Source organism: Sedimentibacter sp. MB31-C6, from assembly GCF_035934735.1.
In the GTDB taxonomy this organism is placed as follows: Bacteria; Bacillota; Clostridia; order Tissierellales; family Sedimentibacteraceae; genus Sedimentibacter.
Window position 1 is genome coordinate 1,008,594 of the sequence record NZ_CP142396.1, and the last position, 20,275, is coordinate 1,028,868.

Annotated in this window: 22 protein-coding genes and 1 pseudogene; 2 read left to right on the forward strand and 21 right to left on the reverse strand. The window is 27.5% G+C overall.

All coding sequences use genetic code 11. The annotated features are described in order from the left end of the window. Position 1: 1 nt before the first annotated feature. The 16 genes from U8307_RS04885 to U8307_RS04960 form a co-directional block, all read right to left on the reverse strand. Positions 2–901, reverse strand: a complete 900-nt coding sequence (locus tag U8307_RS04885; protein ID WP_326910691.1) for a hypothetical protein — start codon at positions 899–901, stop codon at positions 2–4. Between the two features lie 13 nt (positions 902–914). After that, complete coding sequence (locus U8307_RS04890; RefSeq protein ID WP_326910692.1) at positions 915–1,844, reverse strand: hypothetical protein; 930 nt, start codon at positions 1,842–1,844, stop codon at positions 915–917. 20 nt (positions 1,845–1,864) lie between these two features. Beyond that, a complete protein-coding gene (locus tag U8307_RS04895) occupies positions 1,865–3,127 on the reverse strand; it encodes an ATPase, T2SS/T4P/T4SS family (RefSeq protein WP_326910694.1) in 1,263 nt (420 codons plus the stop codon). Beyond that, positions 3,108–3,893: an SAF domain-containing protein gene (locus U8307_RS04900; protein WP_326910696.1), complete on the reverse strand. Its 786-nt coding sequence runs from the start codon at positions 3,891–3,893 to the stop codon at positions 3,108–3,110. The genes U8307_RS04895 and U8307_RS04900 overlap by 20 nt, the downstream gene beginning before the upstream one ends. 12 nt (positions 3,894–3,905) lie before the next feature. Beyond that, positions 3,906–4,337: a prepilin peptidase gene (locus U8307_RS04905; RefSeq protein ID WP_326910698.1), complete on the reverse strand. Its 432-nt coding sequence runs from the start codon at positions 4,335–4,337 to the stop codon at positions 3,906–3,908. A 143-nt stretch (positions 4,338–4,480) separates the two neighbouring features. After that, positions 4,481–5,038: an HD-GYP domain-containing protein gene (locus tag U8307_RS04910; protein WP_326910699.1), complete on the reverse strand. Its 558-nt coding sequence runs from the start codon at positions 5,036–5,038 to the stop codon at positions 4,481–4,483. 12 nt (positions 5,039–5,050) lie between these two features. Then, the gene (locus tag U8307_RS04915; protein ID WP_326910701.1) at positions 5,051–6,691 is read right to left on the reverse strand and encodes a hypothetical protein; all 1,641 of its coding nucleotides are present in this window, start codon (positions 6,689–6,691) and stop codon (positions 5,051–5,053) included. After that, positions 6,672–7,670, reverse strand: a complete 999-nt coding sequence (locus tag U8307_RS04920) for a DUF3991 and toprim domain-containing protein (protein WP_326910703.1) — start codon at positions 7,668–7,670, stop codon at positions 6,672–6,674. Before U8307_RS04920 ends, U8307_RS04915 begins: the two co-directional genes overlap by 20 nt. Positions 7,671–7,755: 85 nt before the next feature. Continuing rightward, the gene (locus tag U8307_RS04925; RefSeq protein WP_326910705.1) at positions 7,756–8,517 is read right to left on the reverse strand and encodes a Fic/DOC family protein; all 762 of its coding nucleotides are present in this window, start codon (positions 8,515–8,517) and stop codon (positions 7,756–7,758) included. A 4-nt stretch (positions 8,518–8,521) separates the two neighbouring features. Then, complete coding sequence (locus U8307_RS04930; protein ID WP_326910707.1) at positions 8,522–8,698, reverse strand: hypothetical protein; 177 nt, start codon at positions 8,696–8,698, stop codon at positions 8,522–8,524. Positions 8,699–8,726: 28 nt separating this feature from the next. Then, on the reverse strand, positions 8,727–8,969 hold the full coding sequence (locus U8307_RS04935; protein WP_326910709.1) for a hypothetical protein: 243 nt from the start codon (positions 8,967–8,969) through the stop codon (positions 8,727–8,729). A 105-nt stretch (positions 8,970–9,074) separates the two neighbouring features. Next, a complete protein-coding gene (locus tag U8307_RS04940) occupies positions 9,075–10,079 on the reverse strand; it encodes an ArdC family protein (protein ID WP_326910712.1) in 1,005 nt (334 codons plus the stop codon). Positions 10,080–10,115: 36 nt separating this feature from the next. Further along, positions 10,116–10,352 (reverse strand): transposon-transfer assisting family protein, encoded by a 237-nt coding sequence (locus U8307_RS04945; RefSeq protein WP_326910713.1) that lies wholly within the window; start codon positions 10,350–10,352, stop codon positions 10,116–10,118. Beyond that, on the reverse strand, positions 10,349–11,269 hold the full coding sequence (locus tag U8307_RS04950; RefSeq protein ID WP_326910715.1) for a ParB/RepB/Spo0J family partition protein: 921 nt from the start codon (positions 11,267–11,269) through the stop codon (positions 10,349–10,351). Before U8307_RS04950 ends, U8307_RS04945 begins: the two co-directional genes overlap by 4 nt. After that, the gene (locus tag U8307_RS04955; RefSeq protein ID WP_326910717.1) at positions 11,247–12,044 is read right to left on the reverse strand and encodes a ParA family protein; all 798 of its coding nucleotides are present in this window, start codon (positions 12,042–12,044) and stop codon (positions 11,247–11,249) included. The genes U8307_RS04950 and U8307_RS04955 overlap by 23 nt, the downstream gene beginning before the upstream one ends. Positions 12,045–12,267: 223 nt before the next feature. Beyond that, complete coding sequence (locus U8307_RS04960; protein WP_326910719.1) at positions 12,268–13,560, reverse strand: hypothetical protein; 1,293 nt, start codon at positions 13,558–13,560, stop codon at positions 12,268–12,270. Positions 13,561–13,810: 250 nt separating this feature from the next. Between U8307_RS04960 and U8307_RS04965 the strand changes: the two are divergent. Then, a pseudogene (locus tag U8307_RS04965) lies at positions 13,811–14,662 on the forward strand (nucleoside recognition domain-containing protein); the annotation flags it as partial. 149 nt (positions 14,663–14,811) lie between these two features. Here U8307_RS04965 and U8307_RS04970 read toward each other — a convergent pair. From U8307_RS04970 to U8307_RS04990, 5 genes are all read right to left on the reverse strand, one after another. Then, positions 14,812–15,072 carry a hypothetical protein gene (locus tag U8307_RS04970; RefSeq protein ID WP_326910721.1) on the reverse strand — a complete coding sequence of 87 codons (261 nt, stop codon included), beginning with the start codon at positions 15,070–15,072 and terminating at the stop codon, positions 14,812–14,814. A 1,294-nt stretch (positions 15,073–16,366) separates the two neighbouring features. Further along, a complete protein-coding gene (locus U8307_RS04975; protein WP_326910723.1) occupies positions 16,367–16,741 on the reverse strand; it encodes a hypothetical protein in 375 nt (124 codons plus the stop codon). A 252-nt stretch (positions 16,742–16,993) separates the two neighbouring features. Continuing rightward, a complete protein-coding gene (locus U8307_RS04980) occupies positions 16,994–17,179 on the reverse strand; it encodes a BhlA/UviB family holin-like peptide (protein WP_326911552.1) in 186 nt (61 codons plus the stop codon). 710 nt (positions 17,180–17,889) lie between these two features. Then, on the reverse strand, positions 17,890–18,420 hold the full coding sequence (locus U8307_RS04985; RefSeq protein WP_326910725.1) for a nitroreductase family protein: 531 nt from the start codon (positions 18,418–18,420) through the stop codon (positions 17,890–17,892). 27 nt (positions 18,421–18,447) lie between these two features. Further along, complete coding sequence (locus tag U8307_RS04990; RefSeq protein ID WP_326910727.1) at positions 18,448–18,969, reverse strand: hypothetical protein; 522 nt, start codon at positions 18,967–18,969, stop codon at positions 18,448–18,450. A 318-nt stretch (positions 18,970–19,287) separates the two neighbouring features. Between U8307_RS04990 and U8307_RS04995 the strand changes: the two genes are divergently transcribed. Then, a complete protein-coding gene (locus U8307_RS04995; protein WP_326910730.1) occupies positions 19,288–20,244 on the forward strand; it encodes an L-threonine 3-dehydrogenase in 957 nt (318 codons plus the stop codon). Positions 20,245–20,275: the final 31 nt, after the last annotated feature.

Genomic DNA, 20,275 nt, shown 5'->3' on the forward strand with positions numbered 1-20,275 from the left:
CTTAAATTGGAGCATTGTCAAGTACCTTCAACGAATAAACCCAAAACGGATAACCAGCTATAAAAGCGAATGTCAATAAAGGTATTATTAATAAAAATGTACTGATTATTGACTTCATAGAATTCTTTCTTACCCTTTCTAAAGCTTTTAATTCCTTAGTCATTTGCCTATGGTTTTTTAAAAATATTAGACTTACATCTCTGTCATGATTTAATGCTTGTTCTAATGCTCTAATTATTTTATCAAAACCCTTATTTGAAACATTTTCTCTTGCAATTTGCAAAGCTTTAGAAGGATCTTCCGAAAAACTATTCACTGCTTTTCTTAACACTCCTTTAAATAACTTAGACCTATCCATTAAACTTATCAGTATGAGTTTTACAGGTTTTCCTGCTTTAATCATCATCATTGCATAAGTCTGTAACATTAAAACTTCATTTTCTTCCATTAATACCCTAACAGCAACTGCAATCTTAAGTAATTGACGAGGTAATATAAGCATTAATATTACTGTAAACAGTATAGAATTAATATCTATACTAAAATCTATCTGTGCTATTTCAGGATTTCCTATTGCTTCAGCTGCAATCTTTAATTCATCAATATTTATAAACATATTAATTTTGTATAAGTAATTAAATAAAACAACTACTATAATTGAAAAAAAGGTAATTACAACACTAAGAGCCTTGAAATATTCTGGTGTACCTAATCCTAATTGCAATAAATCTTGCTGTAACCTTTTATATCTTCTACCTTTATTCTTAGTTTCAAAAGCTTTTGTTTTTGATAAAGATACAACCATTTGATGAAACGAACCTTTTTTCCTTGTATTCAAGCTCCCATCAATGATTACAATAGTCATAATAATTAATATCAATACAACGTATCTAATTTGCAAATTACCACCTTCCTTACAAGTATTTCATTACTGTTAATGACATTAAACCAACTATAAAACCGCCAATCCATAATACTATTCCTAAATTACCTGTTGGAGTATATAAATACAAATACTTCGCTATCGGTACCAATTTTAGACTAAGTATTAACCCTTCAACTGTAGCAAGATTTAATATTATAAATACCATTTTATTACCTAATAAAGCTGTCTCTGTTTCTGCACCAGCTTTTATTTCTTCATTGGACAATTCATTAAGATATATTAAATCTTCACTTATATCTCCAGCACCTTCATAACTTAACAATAACAGTTCAGCAAATGCGTATCCCCAAACAAAATCAAGTCCATCAGCAAAATCATCAATCACCTCTTTATAATTACTTTCACTTGCGAAACGTCTTGCTAAACCCTCAAACACCACCGATATTTTATCAGGCATTTTATGATATGACTCATTCAAAGCATTCTTTATATTCTTACAAGATACATATTCATCTGTAAATAACTGAAGAGCTATTGGAAATAATGAATATATTCTATTTAATTTGAAACTTACATATAAAGTACCAACATATGTAATAAAGAATATTGAAACAAAAAATACAATAAAGAATACATACCACATCGTGAAAAGTTTTATCGTCATAAGACCAATCATCAAAGAAACAAGAATATCAAATAATATAAACCTATCAACAAAAACCGCATTCTGTATCTTATTTTGGTGATTGATAAGGCTTAATTTATTAGCATATCGCATTTTAAAATTGTTTAAAAAATTATGACTACTAATAAAATGTCCTACTAGTTTAGTAAGAAAGTTACTCTCCACTCCTTGCCTTTGCCTAAACCTTGAATTCTTTTTCTTATTATTTAATGCAATATCTATTAAAATTAAAGCTATTACAATTAATAACAATACTATATATACAATCCTCACAACTTTAAACTCACCTCCAACTAATCAAAAACTTTATTTACTTCATTCATAGAAACACCATAAGAATTTAACTTTTGTTTTAACTTATCTGTAATCGTACCTTTCCTAACATGACGTCCATCATCTCTAGGATCCTCTTCGTCTAATTCAAATTCAAACAAAGGAACAGAACTGTAATTTATTGAAGTTTCATCAGCTACTATTTCATATAAGCCTGCCATTACTCTTTTTCTATTAGGTAATTTTCTAAACTTTACAACTATATCAACAGCTCTTGCTATCCTATACTTTAAAGCACCTAAATCTACAGATTTTCCTGATTCAAGAACCATATCAGCAAAGTCATCAATTACTTCCATTGGTCCCATACTATGAGCAGAACCTAAACTACCAGAATGTCCTCTTGACATTGCTTTGATCAACTCATTAACTTCATAACTTCTACATTCACCAACTAATATTACATCAACATTTTGTCTTAGCATTGTTGCAAACTCAACTGCTATAGGATAATCAGGTAATCTTTCTTCTAGTTGTATAAAATATTTCTCAGGATAAAGGTTGTCTAAATTTAATTCAAAAGTAGTTTCTAATGAACCTATAATTAAATCATCATTAAAAAATTGGATTAACCATTTTAAAAATGTAGTCTTGCCTGAACCCATCTCTCCAATAACAACTATATTTGCTCTACCTTTAACTAAAGTACTTAAAACATTTATTTCTTCTTGTGTAAGAGTACCTTCCTTTAACATATTTTCTGTTGTAGGCATAAAACTCTCAAATTTTCTTATGTTTAAATAAGGCATTTTACCAACTGGAGGAATAACAGCTTGAATTCTTGATCCATCTTTTCGTCTTGCAGAAATCATTGCATTCTTGATATTTAAGTCTTTTGTCCTATCAAATTCTAACACTCTTCTCGTTACTGCAATAACTTCATCATAACTATTAAACTTCTCTTCAACTTCAATAGGCTCACCTTTAATCTGAAGTAATATTCTCGTACCATGTACCATTATTTCATCAACATCAGGCCTATCATATTTCTCTAATATTCCTAACCCCCATTTTTCTGCAAATATTTCTTTTGCCAACTCATCATCTTCTATATCATCATCAGAAAGATATTGCTTGATAAGGCCTCTAACATATTCTTTTGCCTCTAAATCACCTTTAGAACAGTTTATTAACCGTTCTGTATGCTCTCTACTATTTGTTCCAAAATCATCCTTATTCACTATTTTATTATAAATTTTTTCCTTAATTTGTTTTCTGTCCATTATCTTCACCTGCTTCTTTCTGAAGTTCTTCGTTCGCTTGATTTTCTTCTATTTGCTCGCTTACAATAGAATACAATTCATTCTCTTTATATTTTGAAAATTTAATAGTTGAAACAGCCTTATCAACATCTTGTAATTCAATTATTTCTTCATCAGTCAACTGAATAATTGCATATAAAGCAATTGCACTTTCAAAATCTTTATAATCTTCATTCTTATCAATTACTTGTTTGTCATTATTAATTACTTCAATTATCTGAACTTTTTCAAATAATTTATATGTCTCTGTATAATTAACTGTATCTACTTCAGGAACAATAGGACATACCCAAACATCTATAAAATCACCTTTCATTAAACCAAGTGCGCGGTCTATTTCATTAATTTGTAAAGATATTTTTGTCTTCCCTACCTCATTAGCTGAATCATCATTAACTAATAATCTTTTATTACTAATCAGTTCGCCCTCATATAAAGGTACTCTCGTTCTTTTGCCAAGAACATCATCAATAGTTTTTACGATATCAGCCTTTTTTACAAACTCATCTTCAATTCTTGTCTCTTTAGACAACATAGCTTCAGTTATTACTGTGTTTTCAGGAATGTCATTTTTTAAGACAATCACTTGCTGAGTCGGTATTACAACTTCCTCCTCCCTTACTTCTTCGTAATAATACATCATCACCGCAATCAGCAGAACGCAAATTGCAACAATCTTATAATTACTTATTCTGTTAAATTTTTTAAGCCTTTCTTTCATCACCATTTTCCTTTCTTCTTATAATAAAATTATAACTTTTACCAATACACCAAATGCTACAAATGGTCCTAATGCTATACTTGAATTAAACTTTAACTTCTTAAAAAACAAGCCCGGTATCAATACAATAATTGAAGTTGTATAGGTAAAAAGTAATACTAAAAGAATATCTTTACCAAATATCAAAGCTAAAGCTGTAAGCAACTTAATATCTCCGCCACCTATACCTCCATCAGTAACCATTGCTAAGAATAAAAAGAATGCAAATACTGAAACTGAAGATATTAAATAAGATTTTATATTCCCAAAATCATAAATAACATTAATAATGCCTAATATAGAAATTAGAATATTCAGCTTATCAGGAATTATCTTTTGTTTAAAATCAATAAATCCTATGTAAATAAGAATTATTATCGTAATCAAATATATTAATTTATTTAATTCCATCTCTGTACTCCTTACTCTTTAACGTGGAACTCTAATCATTTCTAAAGACAAAAAACTCTATTCCGCCCAAGGGGGCAAAAATAGAGTTGTTCTAACTTAGCATATATGATAAGTAGAAGTAATTTTAAAAAATATTTCATTTACTAATTCTCATCTGAATATTCTTTACATCGAAATATAATCCTACTATTAAAACACTTTACCAACTTAATCAAAGTTCTGAGTACATTTAAATCATAACTTTCAATATCTTTAAGCATAATCTTTAAAGCTTCTCTACTTCTATATTTACTTCTGTATATACGGTTAGAAGTAAGTGAGTCATATACATCGGCAACTTTTACTATTCTAGAGCCTATGTATATTTCATCCTGTTTCAATTCATAAGGATAGCCCGTACCATTCATATTCTCATGATGTTGTAGTACCATTGTACAAATGTTACTTGGTACATGAAATTTTTTAAGCAATCTCCAACCTAATATCACATGATTTTTTATATGTTCAAACTCAGTAATACTAAGTTTTTCTTTTTTATATAATATTTTTTGATTTAAGCTAAACTTACCTATGTCATGTAGTAAGCCAGAAATTATAATTTGAACTATATTTATAAAAGGTAAATTCATTCGTAAAGATATTAAAAATGATAAATATGAAACTTTTATGCTATGCAATACTAGCTCTAAATTATTTCTCATTCAAATTTTCCTCTATTTCCTCCATTTAAATAATTTAAATTTCTTTATTTTGTTTTGATTTTCATATTCTAATATATTTGCTTGATTAAGAATTCTGGATAAACTCTCTTGAAATATTTCATCTTTTTTAAAGTGATATACTGATTGATTAGAATAATTAGCTGCATACATTGTTTCAGGTTCAATGAATGGTATTAATGATGAAATCTTAATATTTAAATATTTTTCAATATCCTTTTTATTTAAATCCTTTATATACTTATTTAAAGCATAAACTACATTAATATTTCTCTCTTCCAATTTATTGATTAAATTTATTCTTTCCTCTGACTGTAATAACTTATATGGCATTGGGTCTATTATTACAATTACAACATCAATAATGTTTAGTAAAAAGCTTATATTTTCATCTATTTCTCGACTTCCAATATCATATATATTTATTGTACTATCCTTACTAATAATGTTTATAAATTCCATGTTATTGTCCATATTCCAATTATCAATTCTTCCATTGTTAATATAAAACTTTATATTATTCTTCATAAACGAATTATTTTTGCTAGTATTAAGAGTATTAGAATTTATCATCTCTGCTACTGAAATATAATTATCATCACCATCGCTAATAATATTATATATATCTGCTTTCATATCTTTATGTGGTATTTCTATTACAGCAACATCTACATTTTTATCTTTTAGCATATACGCAATATTTAATGTTATAAAAGTTGAACCTGCTCCTTCACTTAAATTCATTATTGCAATATTGTTTTTTGCCTTAATAACTTTATACTCTTTAATTACTTTTATTTCAGGTTTATTAATTTCATTAGTTTCTAGTTGCTGATCATTGTAATTCTTCTGCTTCTTTATTTCATATGTAATATTAAGATTTTCTAAATTAATAAGTCTATGGATTTCTTTACATATTTCATTTAATTCAATAATAATGTTAGATTTTTTCTTATATTCACTATTAATAAAGTTATATATATTTTGCATATTTACTGCTTGGCCTATTTTATCACTTTGACATAAAGGGTATACCTGCATAGGCATCAACATTTGTAGTTTGCTAATATTTAATTCGCTTTTATAATTGTGTAATGAACTTAAACAAATTACTTTTTTATCCTTAAAAATACTTAAGTCTAAACTTTCATATACAAATTTATCTTGCTGCATACATATAACTATTAAGTCTGATATTTTTAATATTTCAGTAGTTGTAATATCATTATCTGTACATGAATCAATTAAAATATAGTTATATGACATATTAAGTAATTCCAATATCTTTTTATATTCTTTATCTATCTTTTTTTTATTTTTTCCAGTACCTAAAACATCAAGATTTTCTGATACTTTATGTGTATAAACTAATACATCTTCCTTAGAATTAATATTATTCATTTCATTTAAAAATAATAAATCATTCATTCCATTTCTAATGGAATTAGAAGTTAAATAATCTAAAGCATCTATACCTTCATTTATACTAAATATTACAGCCTTTTCAGTTTCATCCATTACATGAGATAAATATGAAGCATATAAAGCTATGTTTGTACTACAACCTTGACGTTTTACAGGGGACCAGAAAGTAATTAGTTTTGAATTGATAAAATCACCTACTTTTACTTTCATATAAATTATTTTTTCTTTCAGTTAGCATATTTTCATTTTTTGATTTATAACTACAAATATCAGACTTTAAATCTTTTAGCGATTTTCTGCTATTAAGTTCAACTAGATCATCATTAAAATCTTTTTTTATCGGAAGTATCCTTTTAACAATGTACCCCTTTTCTGAATATTTCTCATTTATTTTTTTTGTCATCATTATGCCTGCCTTATCATTATCTAAGCATGAAACAATTATTTTTACCTTTGGATTATCTTCTAAAAACTGTTCAAGCTTTACATAGCCGACACATCCTAAAGATATTCTGCTATGCTCTTTGTAATTACCTCCTTGATTTTTTATTATTGTTGCATGGCTCATGGCATCAATAATAGATTCATAAATATATACCTTATTGCTTTCTGAAAAAGAACATAATTCAACTCCATAAGCTTTATTTGACCCTTCTATTTCGCCTTTATATTTTTTATATGAATTAGTTCCTATTTTCAGACAGTATTTAACCTCTCCATCATTATTTTTACCTAAAAATACACAATTATTGTATTTCTTTTCTTGATACAATTTACCGTCATTTATCATATCTTGAATAATAGATACATCTATTTTTCTAGTCTTATTAAGATATGCAAACAATCTTCTATAATTTTCAGCCTTTTCTGGCAATTCTGATATGTTTTTAACTTTTTCACTTACAGCATTACTATCATATTCTTTTACCTTTTCCTGCCCTTTCTCTTCGAGTAGTATTTCCATTGCTTCCTTAAAGCCTTTGCCTTCATATTTAGTCACAAAGTCCAGAATATCACCACCAATATCCTGTGAAAACCACATCCACTTATTATTTGATATTACCAGGCTATCATGCTCCTTAAGTCTATATTCACTTGCAGAAGACTGAATAAGAGAATAACCTCTTTGCCTTATATAGTCCAATAGATCCATACTCTTTGCTTTGTTTATTTGATATTGTGTATACATTAAGCTCCTCCTTTCGTTTTTAAGCAATAAAAAACAGCCGTAACTATTACAGCTGTTATATACTTCTGTCCCATTGGAACAGAAGTTATCTTTCTTTAGACTTTTCTATTTTTATATTTTTATTATTACCATTAGCAATTCTATATGTATTTATATCTTGTTTAATGTTTTTTAAAGTATTTCTATTTTTTGTAAAAAATAATTTTAAACCAATAGATTCAATAAAATTCATTTGCTCTTGATTAGAAATTGGCCTTGTTATTTTTTTAAACATGTTTATATATTCTTCATGGCCATTATTAAAGGCAAGTGAACTTAGTTCAATCATCTTTTTCTGTGTTATTTCTTCAAAATGCAATTCATACCCTGCTACTCTTGCCAAATAAGACATGAACATCCTCTGAGAACGTCCATTTCCCTCTCTAAATGGATGCAGTGCATTAATCTCACTCATATAAAAAGAAAATCTATCATGAATAGCATCTTTACCTTCATTAAAGAGATAGTTTTCTTCTTTAAGCCTATTAAAAATATAATCCGCATAACTATCTATATTTTCATTGTAGCAAAACATACTACCCTTAGATATGTTAACAGTTCTGATTTGTCCAGCCCACTCATAAATATCCTTAAAGATATTATAATGTATTTCTTTTAAATGTTTAAAATCAAGTTTTCCTTTTAATGGTTCATTCTCTATTTCCATTATTCTTAATGAACTTATTTCTCTTTCAGCTACGCTCAAATCTTGTTCATTTGTAATATTTAATTTATTTTTTAATACAGAAGAATTGGGATAACAATATTTCATATCATTATCAAAACTGTATGAATAATCAATATTCATAGGGTTACACTCTTTTCACAGTATGTTTTTCCACAAGTTTTTTAACAGTATCATTAACTGTAGTATTCCCAGTTAAACAATCCCTCATCCTAATTTTATCGTTATTGGTTAACGGCATTCCTTCAATTGATAGATTTGCATTAACATTACGTATAATTTTTTCTATTCTTTTATCATCCATAATAATACCTCCAACCATTTATATTTTATCATATTTGAGCAAATTTATCTATAAAATCCTTAACTTCTTTTACTTCTGTCCCATTGGAACAGAAGTTATCTTCTTTATACTTATCAACCGTTAGCTTTATAATGTCTTCCGTGGATATTTCACCGTTAATTTCTTTTTTAATAAGTTTTTTAAATTCTTCATCTGGTTCAAAATTGTTTGTTTTATGTATTCCCAAAACAACATCCCAATCGTTCCTTTTCTTGTTTTTTAAACCGCTCATAAACGCCTCCATTTAATTATATTTTACCATATTTCATTAACTTTATCTATAAAATAATGAATTTATTTAACTTATGTTCCATTGGAACATAAGCATAGAATTATCTTATCTCTCATTACATATTCTTTGAGTTAATGATTGTTTATCTTGTTTCATAGCAGTATTTTGTTTGTAATCTTTAATTTGATTTTCTATATCCTTTAATGATTTTCTGTCTTTTTTAACTTCAATAACATCTTTAGATTTAACTAATTCTTTTACTTTTTCATTTATTTGATTAATAAGAGAATTTGATGTTTTTTGAATGACTGATAATGAATTCTTTAATTCCTTAATATCTTTATTTTCACTCCAACCAGCCACATAACCAAAACTATAGTCCTTTGTATCTATACCATAATAATTACATACAACAAAAGCTACACTTTCAGCTTGTACTTCTGCAGTTTTTCTATCTATATCACTATTTTCTTTACCATGAAGTATTGAATGTGCTATTTCATGTATAGCTGTTTTTACAATTTGCTTTTCATCCATACCAGTTTTTATTGCAATTATTCTATCCTTAAAATCACAATACCCTTTGCATTCACCATCTATATTTTCAAACTTAACTGGAAAGATTGATATCGCTTTTAGACTTTCAATAAAGTTTTTATAATCTTTTATGTTTCCTTTTAATTCTTCAACTAAATTAGGAATTGGTTCTCCCTTTGTTTGATTTATGTCAAAAACATGTACGGTCCTAAATCTGTTAGGCATTGCCGGTACTTTTATTTTTTCAATTTCTCCTGTATTAGCATTAATAATTGGATTGTTAGTATCAGGATCTAATTTATCTTTTTCGATATAAGCTTTAAAATTACATGGTGCTAGAATAGCTATTCCTTTTTCACCTTTATTTACAATTCTCTTTAATTTCTTCCATGTATTAAAACCTGCAACTAATGAAGCATTTGGATTTTGCATACATATCAATAATGTATTATTGAAACTGTAATTATGAAAATTAGACATAGTTTTTAGATAATTTTTATATTTTTCAGAATCAAATACTTCCTTTACTCCATCCTCTAACTGAGTTAATAATTTTTTAACCTTATCTTCCATAACTGTACTCCCTCCTAATTAAAAAACAGAAGACTACTAATCTTCTGCATCCATTGTTAATATAAAATTAATTTCATTGAATTCTTCATCTGATATTTGCTCCAACTTTTCAACTGTATCTGACATCCAATCCTTTAATAAATCATCTTCTGAGTATTTAATACTGTTTTTTAATATTTCTATTAATTCTTCTCTGCCAATTTTAGAATTAATGTTCTTATGGCTTTTAATAAGTGTTAACTCTTCAACTGTAAAATATATTTTTGTTTTCATATTTCCTCCTGAAAATTATTATCTAATAACTTTAATATTATATTAATCATCTCTTTATCTGAAATATCTCCATCAAAATAATTTTTTACTTTTTCAAAAGGTATTTCAATTTTTCTTTTTACATTTTTCTTTTTTGAAAGAACTTCAAGTATAGAATTCAAATTAAGTTTTTCTACTTTTTCTTTTTCTTTCAATATACTAGCCTGTTTTAGTGATATTTTCATACCCTGGTTTTTTATAAGTGATTCAATTATTTTTTGGCTTTCTGAAGATAGATATGAAATCTCAACTGCTGGCCTAAATGATAACTTATTATTATCTACCAGCTCTAATAATTCATCTGTTAAATATGTAAGTCTTATATATCTTCTTATTTGTGCTGCAGATGTGTCATTGTTTTTAGCTACCTCCTCTCTACTTTTAAAAACATGTGTTCCATTGGAACATAAGTTAATATCATTTCTTTTCCCCTGCCTTTTTAATGCTGTTAATTGCATTTTATATGCTTTAGCTTTTTCAGATGGTAAAAAGCTTTGCCTTTGCCTGAAGTTTGCTTCAGCAACAATTATTTGTGCAGTATCATCATCTACATTTTTAATTATAGTTGGTACAGTTTCAAGACCTATTATCTTTGCTGCATTTACTCTATTATGTCCACTTAGCAACTCTAATTCATCTCTATCTTCAATCTCTCTTGCTATTACAGGAGATAGTATTCCATATTCTTTTATACTTTCTACTAGATCACTTAACTTATCACCTTCATATAATTTAAACGGATGATTTTTAAATGGTATGAGCAAATATGTTCTTATATGTTTTATGTCTTCCTTATTATCGTTTATATCTGGCTTGCCTATTATATCGCTTATTAAATCTTGACCTTTTAATTTTTTACTTAGATTTAATTTGCTCATTATCTAATACCTCCCTTGCTAGTGATTCATATGATTTTGCAACTTCACTATTAGGCGAATATGAAAAAATACTTAACCCTTGTGATGGTGCTTCTGCTATTTTAGTAGATATTTTAATTGTACTATTAAATACTTTTATATAATCTCCATACGTTTCATTTATAACTTCTAAAACCTCTTTACTTAAATTTGTACGTTTATCATACATTGTTATAAGAATTCCTTCTATTTCTAAATTCGGATTAATCTGAGCCTTAACTCCTTTTACAGTGCCTAATAGCTGCTCCATACCGCGCATTGATAAATATTGAGATTGAACAGGTATAATTACACTATCAGATGCAACTAACGCATTGATCGTTAGATTACCTAATGATGGTAAACAGTCAATTAATATAAAATCAAACATATCTTTGAAATCTCTAACAATATTCATTAATATATTTTCTCTATTCAATGTATTTAACATTTTTACTTCAATACTTGATAATCCAATATCAGCTGGTAACAAACATATTCCCTCTGTTTCTATTAGATATTTGCTTTTATCAATTTTATAATTGTAGTCAATTATCCTATTCTCTATTAAGTTAGTAATTGTATCATCGAGTTCATCAGGTTCATAACCTAATGACATTGTTAAATTTGCTTGTCCATCTAAATCAATTAATAAAACTTTTTTATTAAGCTTTGACAAGCTTATTCCTAAACTTATAGTAGTAGTTGTTTTACCTACTCCACCCTTTTGATTTGCTATAGCAATTACTTTACACATAAGTATCTCCTTCTATTTTTTTGAAATAAAAAAACGCATGTTATTAGATAATAATTACATGTGTTTTTAATTTTTAGTTCATTTTATTAATTATCAATTTAAATATTACTACCCAGCAATTAATTTATAGACTTAATCAAGTGAAAAAAATTTGTCTACCATAATCATTTATCTATCAAGCCATATTTCTTTTAGCAAATATAATTATAGTTATTTATTCTTATTAAAAATAATTATCTAAAATATCTTGTGATTTTATATAGTAAATAGGTATTTGACTTACTCGTTCTGCAACATCTCTATTTTTAAAAGTAATGACCTCTTTTTGATACTCTTTTTCAAAAATTTCCCTATCTGATTCCTTATGATAACAATATATAATTCCTACCCCCTGATTAATCCTATCCTCTAAAGATAACATAATATTCATAATTATATGTTGATCATTATCTATATTCATCCCAAATATCACTATATGTGTTACATTATTCATCCTAATATTTTTTTCAATAGATTGCGAAAATTTAACCGTTTGTTTTATGTCCCCTATTCCATCCATATTACTATTCATAACACTTGCAAAAATTTTATTGACAAAATAATCTCCAACTAAAATATCAGAGAAACTTATGTAATGTCCTTGATCTTCAATACCTAAACTACAGTACCACACATATTGTTTTTTACCAACAATATATTCACCATGTATATGTGTCACATCTCTTCCTGTTAAGTATTCTAAAATATGATCATAATTTAATGTCATTAGTATTTTAAATGAATCTAAAAAAGGTATTAGCGTTTTCTTATTAATAATATTTAAATTTGTCAGCTTACTGCAGTAAACTGATTTTCCATCACAAAGTATTGCTGTAGAAAATAAAGTTCTATAATATAAGTTAAATCCATTTGTCATAATAAATTGATTTAAATTCTTACCGCTATCACCTAAAATTGGATTACTATTTTTACTTCCTACTCTTATTAAATAAATAAATTTGTTCTCTGATGGAAATTGATATTTTTCCGAGTTAACTCTTTTTATAACATAATAAAAGTAAATTAAAATAGTCCAATATTCAATATTTACATACTTATATCCATATCTACGTCCTTTGGTAACTATATTCTTAGCTAAGCTCAGTTGAGAAATATCAAAATTCAAATCGTTCAAAAGACCATTTTTATACAATTCTTTTACAATTTCTTCATTTTCTAATATACTTTCAGCAAATCGTATACCATCATTAAAAATTTTATCAAAATCAAATTGATTGTAATTATACATCTCCTGCTTTATACTATTAAAGTTATCCGTAAGAACTTTTGTACTGATTTTGTTAGGATATGGTTCTAATTTTGCATTATGAATTATTTTCTTATGTGCCTTTAACAAGCTATCATAAATATATTTATAGTCATTATCAAAATTAATGCTAAATCCATTTCCACATAAAAAAGCACATTTTTTATTATTAATAATATTTTGAAAATCATGTAAATTCAATTCAACCACACGATACCCCCATTTAAAATAATACTACAACTTAACATAATTCTACAATTCTGAATTAAATATTTCTAATATTATATCATAACTTGTAAAAATTTCCTAACTATTAAAATTTATGCTTATTTTTTTGCTATTTTACCAAAGCCCATTACTAATTGCAGTTATATTTTTATTAATTCTTTTAAAATTATAACTTAATAGATTTCATAGAAATTAAGTTGCTATAGGTTTATATGTTATAGCATATTTTAACCTATCCATGTGTATGGGATTCGGGTGTAATGCAGCAGGTGTAATAGGTTGCCGTATAATTGATTCACCAAGAGAAAAGATAATTGCAATTATAACAAATAATTTCGTTCCTTGTAATGGTAGATTTCCAACTTTAATAATACTAGCGTCAGCATTTTTTGCAATATCATCTAATTCCTTTACAAATAACATAATCCCTGCTTTAACTATTACCTTGATGGTTATAATTGGTATCTGTGTAACACTATTAGTATCATATATTTTGTCCAAAACAATATTAAAAGGTGTTCCATCTACTTTTACATTAGAATTACCACCTTACAGGGCACCTCAAATAGGAAGGATTATGTATACATCAATTATTGACAGAACTATATTTGTCCTTTCAAGAGCAGTAGTTGTAGCTGCGCCTGCAGGAGTAGCTACATGGCTTATGGCTAATATATTTATAGGTGATACAAGTATTCTTGTTCATATAGCACAATTTTTCGATCCATTAGCTAAAACTATTGGGCTTGACGGTATTATACTAATGGCTTTCATCGTAGGTATGCCTGCTAATGAAATAGTACTTCCAGTTTTATTAATGGCTTATCTGTCAACAGGAACACTAACTGATTTTGAAAGTATAGGATTTTTAAGAACTGTATTAGTCAATAATGGTTGGACAGAATTAACAGCTCTTAACGTTATGTTATTTAGTCTGCTGCATTGGCCTTGTTCAACAACACTTTGGACTATAAAAAAAGAAACCGGAAGTTTGAAATGGACTATTGCTGCATTCTTAATACCTACAACTGTAGCATTTTGTATATGTTTTATAACCACAAGTTTATATAGATTAATAATGTAGGGTGCGCATTGTATTCGCACCGCGGGACGCATGCAATGCGTCCCCTACATTTTAGAAACTTGAACACCTGCTTTTTGGCACGGAAATATTCCTAGATACGCCAACGGGAAAAATATAATCTTGCGATTTTAACAACATCTTCTTTAGACTTAAAAATCTTCACCTCGTTTCATAGCTTCAATATCTTCAAACTTATGACCATATGGTTTAACAACATCACTGTCATCGATATGAACCACAGGATCATCCGGTATCCATTTACGGACATTACGAAGATATGAAATTAAAGCTTTTTTAGGAATACCATCATCAAGATGCCTAGTAAGTCTTTCGACAATATTGACCTTTTTAGAATCTTCATGAAGCTGATCTGAAATATCAGTTAAAAGGCAGCTGTTAGAGGCTAACATACCATAAGTAATATCGGCAATAAACTTTCTATCGGGCTTAGTAAGCTCTTTAGAAAGTTTATTTGAAAATTTAAAATTTCTCTTTTCAAAGTGTAAGTATTTGTAGTAAGATTAGACATAAGGAATCCTTTCTTTTTTGTTTAGTGTGTTATTTTGTGTTAATCTAATTATACTACAAAATTGATTGGGATTCCTTATATTTTTAACGTTTTTTTTAATCTTGTGATAAGTGAAACTGTGTTTTGCGGTCTTGTGGATTGTTTTACGGAAACTCAAGGAAATTATATATTTACATAAATTTACCAATATGATATACTGTATTAATGTTATTTGCTTTGAATAGCATTCGGAATATAACAAAGCATTAAAAATGATTATACTTCCTACTATTATTATAAATATAATTAGAGTAATGCGTACAAAAAAGTAAAAAAACGGTCAGAACATAAAAACTCAAGTTTTTCTGATATTAATTATATTATTCTATTCTTTATTATAAAACTAATATATCATATACTTGTTTTAGTTTTGTATTATATATTTATGAATTAATATAAATTGTAAATTGACAATACTTTCATATGAGGTGATGCAATGTCTATAAAGAGAAATAAGCGCTGTTCAAGAGGTCATAGGTTCAAGAAAAGAATTACAATCATTAATTAAAAGCACATCTCTATCAACTAATATAAAATCAAATAAATTTATAAATTTTATAAAAGAACCTAATAATTTATTTGCAAAATCTACATTTCATGACATAACAAAGCATTGATAAATTAATATATTAAGTTGATTAAATATAAAAAAACAGGGAGTTATGTTAATGAATAATATTAATAAAAAAATTTTTTATATTGTAGTTATATATTCAATACATTTGATTTTTTATACTATTATATCTTGCTTAATGATAAATGAAATGTTAACTTTAGAAATAGCTTTACAAAAATTCGATGTAAATCGTCCAATAATTGAGTATAACCATATTTATATAAGTATTTATTATATTGTTTTATCCACATACTTTATGGTTAAAACCTTAAACTGTAACATTTATAAGGTAACTAAGATTATAATTTATGGCTTTTCTCTTATTATTTTCTTTATAGCTTTATATAAATATTATAAGGTATATAACTTTGTACAAATGACACTCGTTTTTAATGGATTATTAATAAGCCTTAATTGTATATATACGTATAAGAAGTTTTCAAATAATTAGAACCAGCTAAGATTAAAATCTTAGCTGGTTCTAATATCTGTAGATACTTAATAGATAACTGATTTAAAATTAAACTATTGAATAAGTTACTTTAGTTGTGTAAGTGTATGAATTTCCACTTCCTGATGACCATTCATAAAATTTAGTTGTAACTTTTAATTTATCATCATCATCCATTTTTTTAATAGTACTAGATAAATCAGAATCATCGAAACCTGCTATAATTGCATTAACCACTGTACTTGCACCTATAGCCAACCCTAAAGCTGTTGCAATTACTCCAGACATTTTTTTCCCACACGCAGCGGAAACAATACTTATACCTGCTCCTATAATTGCAGCTGATAATACCTCATATTCTGTTCCTCTTGCATCATTTACATAATTTGTAAGTTCTATTCCTGAAAATGTTTTTGTAGTTGTTTTTAAAAGTTTACTTGGCATTTTAAATTCTCCTTTTAATTTTTATTTTATAAAACTCAATTCCCTAGGTTAATTTTGTCTTATATATATATAAAGCAAATTTTTTTTGAAGAATGTAAACCCATTTTCAAAAATAATTTATTTTTTTAAAGAATTTTTTATTTCACCAATATCATTTTTAATATCTTCAACAATATTCAATTTTTAACTTAGACCAGAAATTATAGTTTGGTAGCTACTTTCTCTTTCCTCTTGCCTTACATCTCTTTTTTCTTATATTTTAAGTATATAAAATATTAAAGCAATAGATAATAAAGCCCATGCCCCTTGTGTTGTTGCTAATTCATCTTTTCTACTTTTGAACTTTTCTAAATTTACCTTGTTAATAAATTCTAGTAAAAATATTGTAAGATCTGTTTCTGCTTCTTCATAAAATAATTTCCTTCCAAATTTCTTTATACATGGTAAAAATTTTTTATATAATTCTAGCTTTGCTTTTTCATTCCCCTCTTACCCCATCTTAAAAAGCTCATATAAAAATATCCGAACATTTGTTCTTTATTCTAATATTTTACTCCAAAATATCAAGGAAAAAAAGAAAAAGTTTTTATTAGATTAATTTATAATGTACTCATAATTATCATTTTTCATAATCTGATAATATTTTCCTATTTTTTTCTTCCGCCAACCCATTATATGTAATACCCGTTATTTCTTTAAGAAGATATTCTGTCATTAGAAATTCTTTCCTTATAAATTACTTGTAGTCCTAATGGAGAATATTTTATCATTATCGAAAATCCAGAAAAATATATAGAATTAAAGGATATGGATTTAAAAAACATTAGAAATCTAAAAATATTGGATAGACAAGATAAAAGAGTTTATAATGAAATTATAAACTCAGATTTACAGACTGAGTTAGAACCTATAGGTTGGAATGTGATATTGACACCTACAATGAATTTAAACAAAGTAATAAAGAAGTTAACTTATTCTTATACAATATATTTAAAAACATACAAATTGAAACACCTATTGCTAAAGCATTCTCTCCTAAATGGATTGATAATTATACTTTCGAATATAACGATCCAAGTAACAATCAAAAGGTATTATATAAATTGAATTCGAGTAATTAAATACTTTATTGTTTTGGTACAGTAATTCTAATATTTTCCATAATGTACCTTTGAAGCATCAATATCATTTTCATTGTAAGGATTTTTGATTTCATTTTTATAGCCAACAGCTATTATACATAGAACACCGTAATTTTCAGGTATATTTAATACCTTTCGCACTTCGGATTCAGAGTTGTTATCTTGGTTACTAATTCTTTTTCTCATTTGAATCCAAACAGTTCCCAAGCCTAACTCTTCTGCCTCCAATTGTATGTATGAAGCTGCAATTGAAGCATCTTCTATCCAAACATCGCTTTTTTCACTGTCACCAATTACTACAATCGCATATGGTGCAGTATCAAGTCCAATATTGCCTTTATTTTTACAATCCTTTAGTTTAAGTATTGTTTCTTTATCATCTATTACTATAAATTCAACCGGTTTCTTATTTTTAGATGAAGGTGCTAACAATCCAGCTTTGATTATATTTTGTATTAATTCATTATCTGGCTTTTCATTCTTAAAAATTCTAACAGATCTTCTTTTCATTAATAGATTCAATAAATTTTGTTCCAATTTTTCCCTCCAGTTTTTATCTAAACGCTATTTGACATAATGACATATATCAAGAATTATTTTTCCTTCTTCATCAGGTTCGGTAAAACGCGGACATGCATATCGTTCAAAAAACCACCATGCCCCTTTTTCATCTGCTACTACTTCATACCCATCATCAGAAAGTTTATCTGCACATACTTCTTCATTGCAAATTATTTCCTCCATACTACCATGTAACCAACATACCCCCAAATAGGAATCAGGAAAATCCACATACTCATAACCTTCAGGCACTTTAGTTCCTTCTGGAGTAAACATTCCTATCCAATATTCAAACTCCTCACCATCTTTCCAACGCATTAATCCTACATACGCATTATTATCTTCATAAGCGCTCTTAAATTCATTCGTTAGTAATGACTCAAGTATGTTAAAATAATCAGTTGCAAACCACTCATGCCATTTCGCACTAAAACTTCCATCAATACGATCCTCATCACCGTATTTTATTCCAATAAAGCGTGTCGCAGCTATTGATTGTCTATAAGTTTTTACTATTTTATACATTTTCAATACCTCCATTTATATTACAATTACAGGATTTTCATCTCTGTATAATAATTATAATAAACCTATAAAGCTTTGTAAACAAGTTTTACATTTATGGCGAGTATTCTATGCATCATTTATTTTCAATTATATTATTTTATTCTTTATCCAAGTTTTAATTATTGAAATTCTGGATATATATATAATACAGAAAAAAATACATTAAATTTTCAAGGCATGAAGTTATCATTATTAATAATTGTTAATTAATAATATTTTTGAATATATTTATATTATTATAGCATAATATCAAGTAATTAATATGGGAGGTATAATGTGAGAAAAATATTAATCACGGGTGCATTAGGACAAATAGGTTCTGAATTAACAGTAAAAATGCGTAAGATTTATGGTTCTGACAATGTGGTGGCGAGTAACAGAAGAGTGAAAAAAGGTCATGAACAACTAATTGAATCTGGTCCATTTGAAATCATTGATGTCAATGACCCAGTATCATTGTCATTTGCAGTGGATAAACACAAAATAAACACCATTGTAAACCTTGCTGCATTACTATCAGCCACAGGAGAAAAAAATCCTCAACAATGTTGGAATATAAATATGAATGGGTTGTATAACGTGTTAGAGACAGCCAGAGAGAAAAATTGCATGGTATTTACACCTTCATCAATTGCCGCCTTCGGTCCTTCAACACCAAAGGACGAAACTCCCCAAGAAACAATTCAAAGACCCACAACTATGTATGGAGTAACAAAGGTAGCAGGTGAATTATTGAGTGACTATTACTTTAGACGATTCGGTGTTGACACAAGAGGTGTCCGTTTCCCAGGTCTTATTTCATACAAGACATTGCCTGGAGGAGGAACAACAGATTATGCGGTTCATATATATTATGAAGCCTTAAAAAACCAAAAATATACTAGCTTTATTCGTAAAGGCACTTACATGGATATGATGTACATGTCGGACGCATTAAGTGCAATTATGGAGTTAATTGAGGCAAATCCAGATAGACTTAAGCATCGAAATGCTTTTAACGTTACTGCTATGAGCTTCGATCCAGAAATGCTAGCTACATCCATAAGAAAGTTTATACCTGAATTTGAGCTAGACTATGATGTTGATCCAATAAGGCAAAAAATAGCTGATTCATGGCCAAATTCATTAGATGACTCCGCTGCTAGAGAGGAATGGGACTGGAACCCGAAATATGACCTAGGTTCCATGACAAAGGACATGCTTGAGAAATTAAGAAGCAAATTAGATATTTAGGATAACTTAAAAGTCAAGGGACAATTCCCTT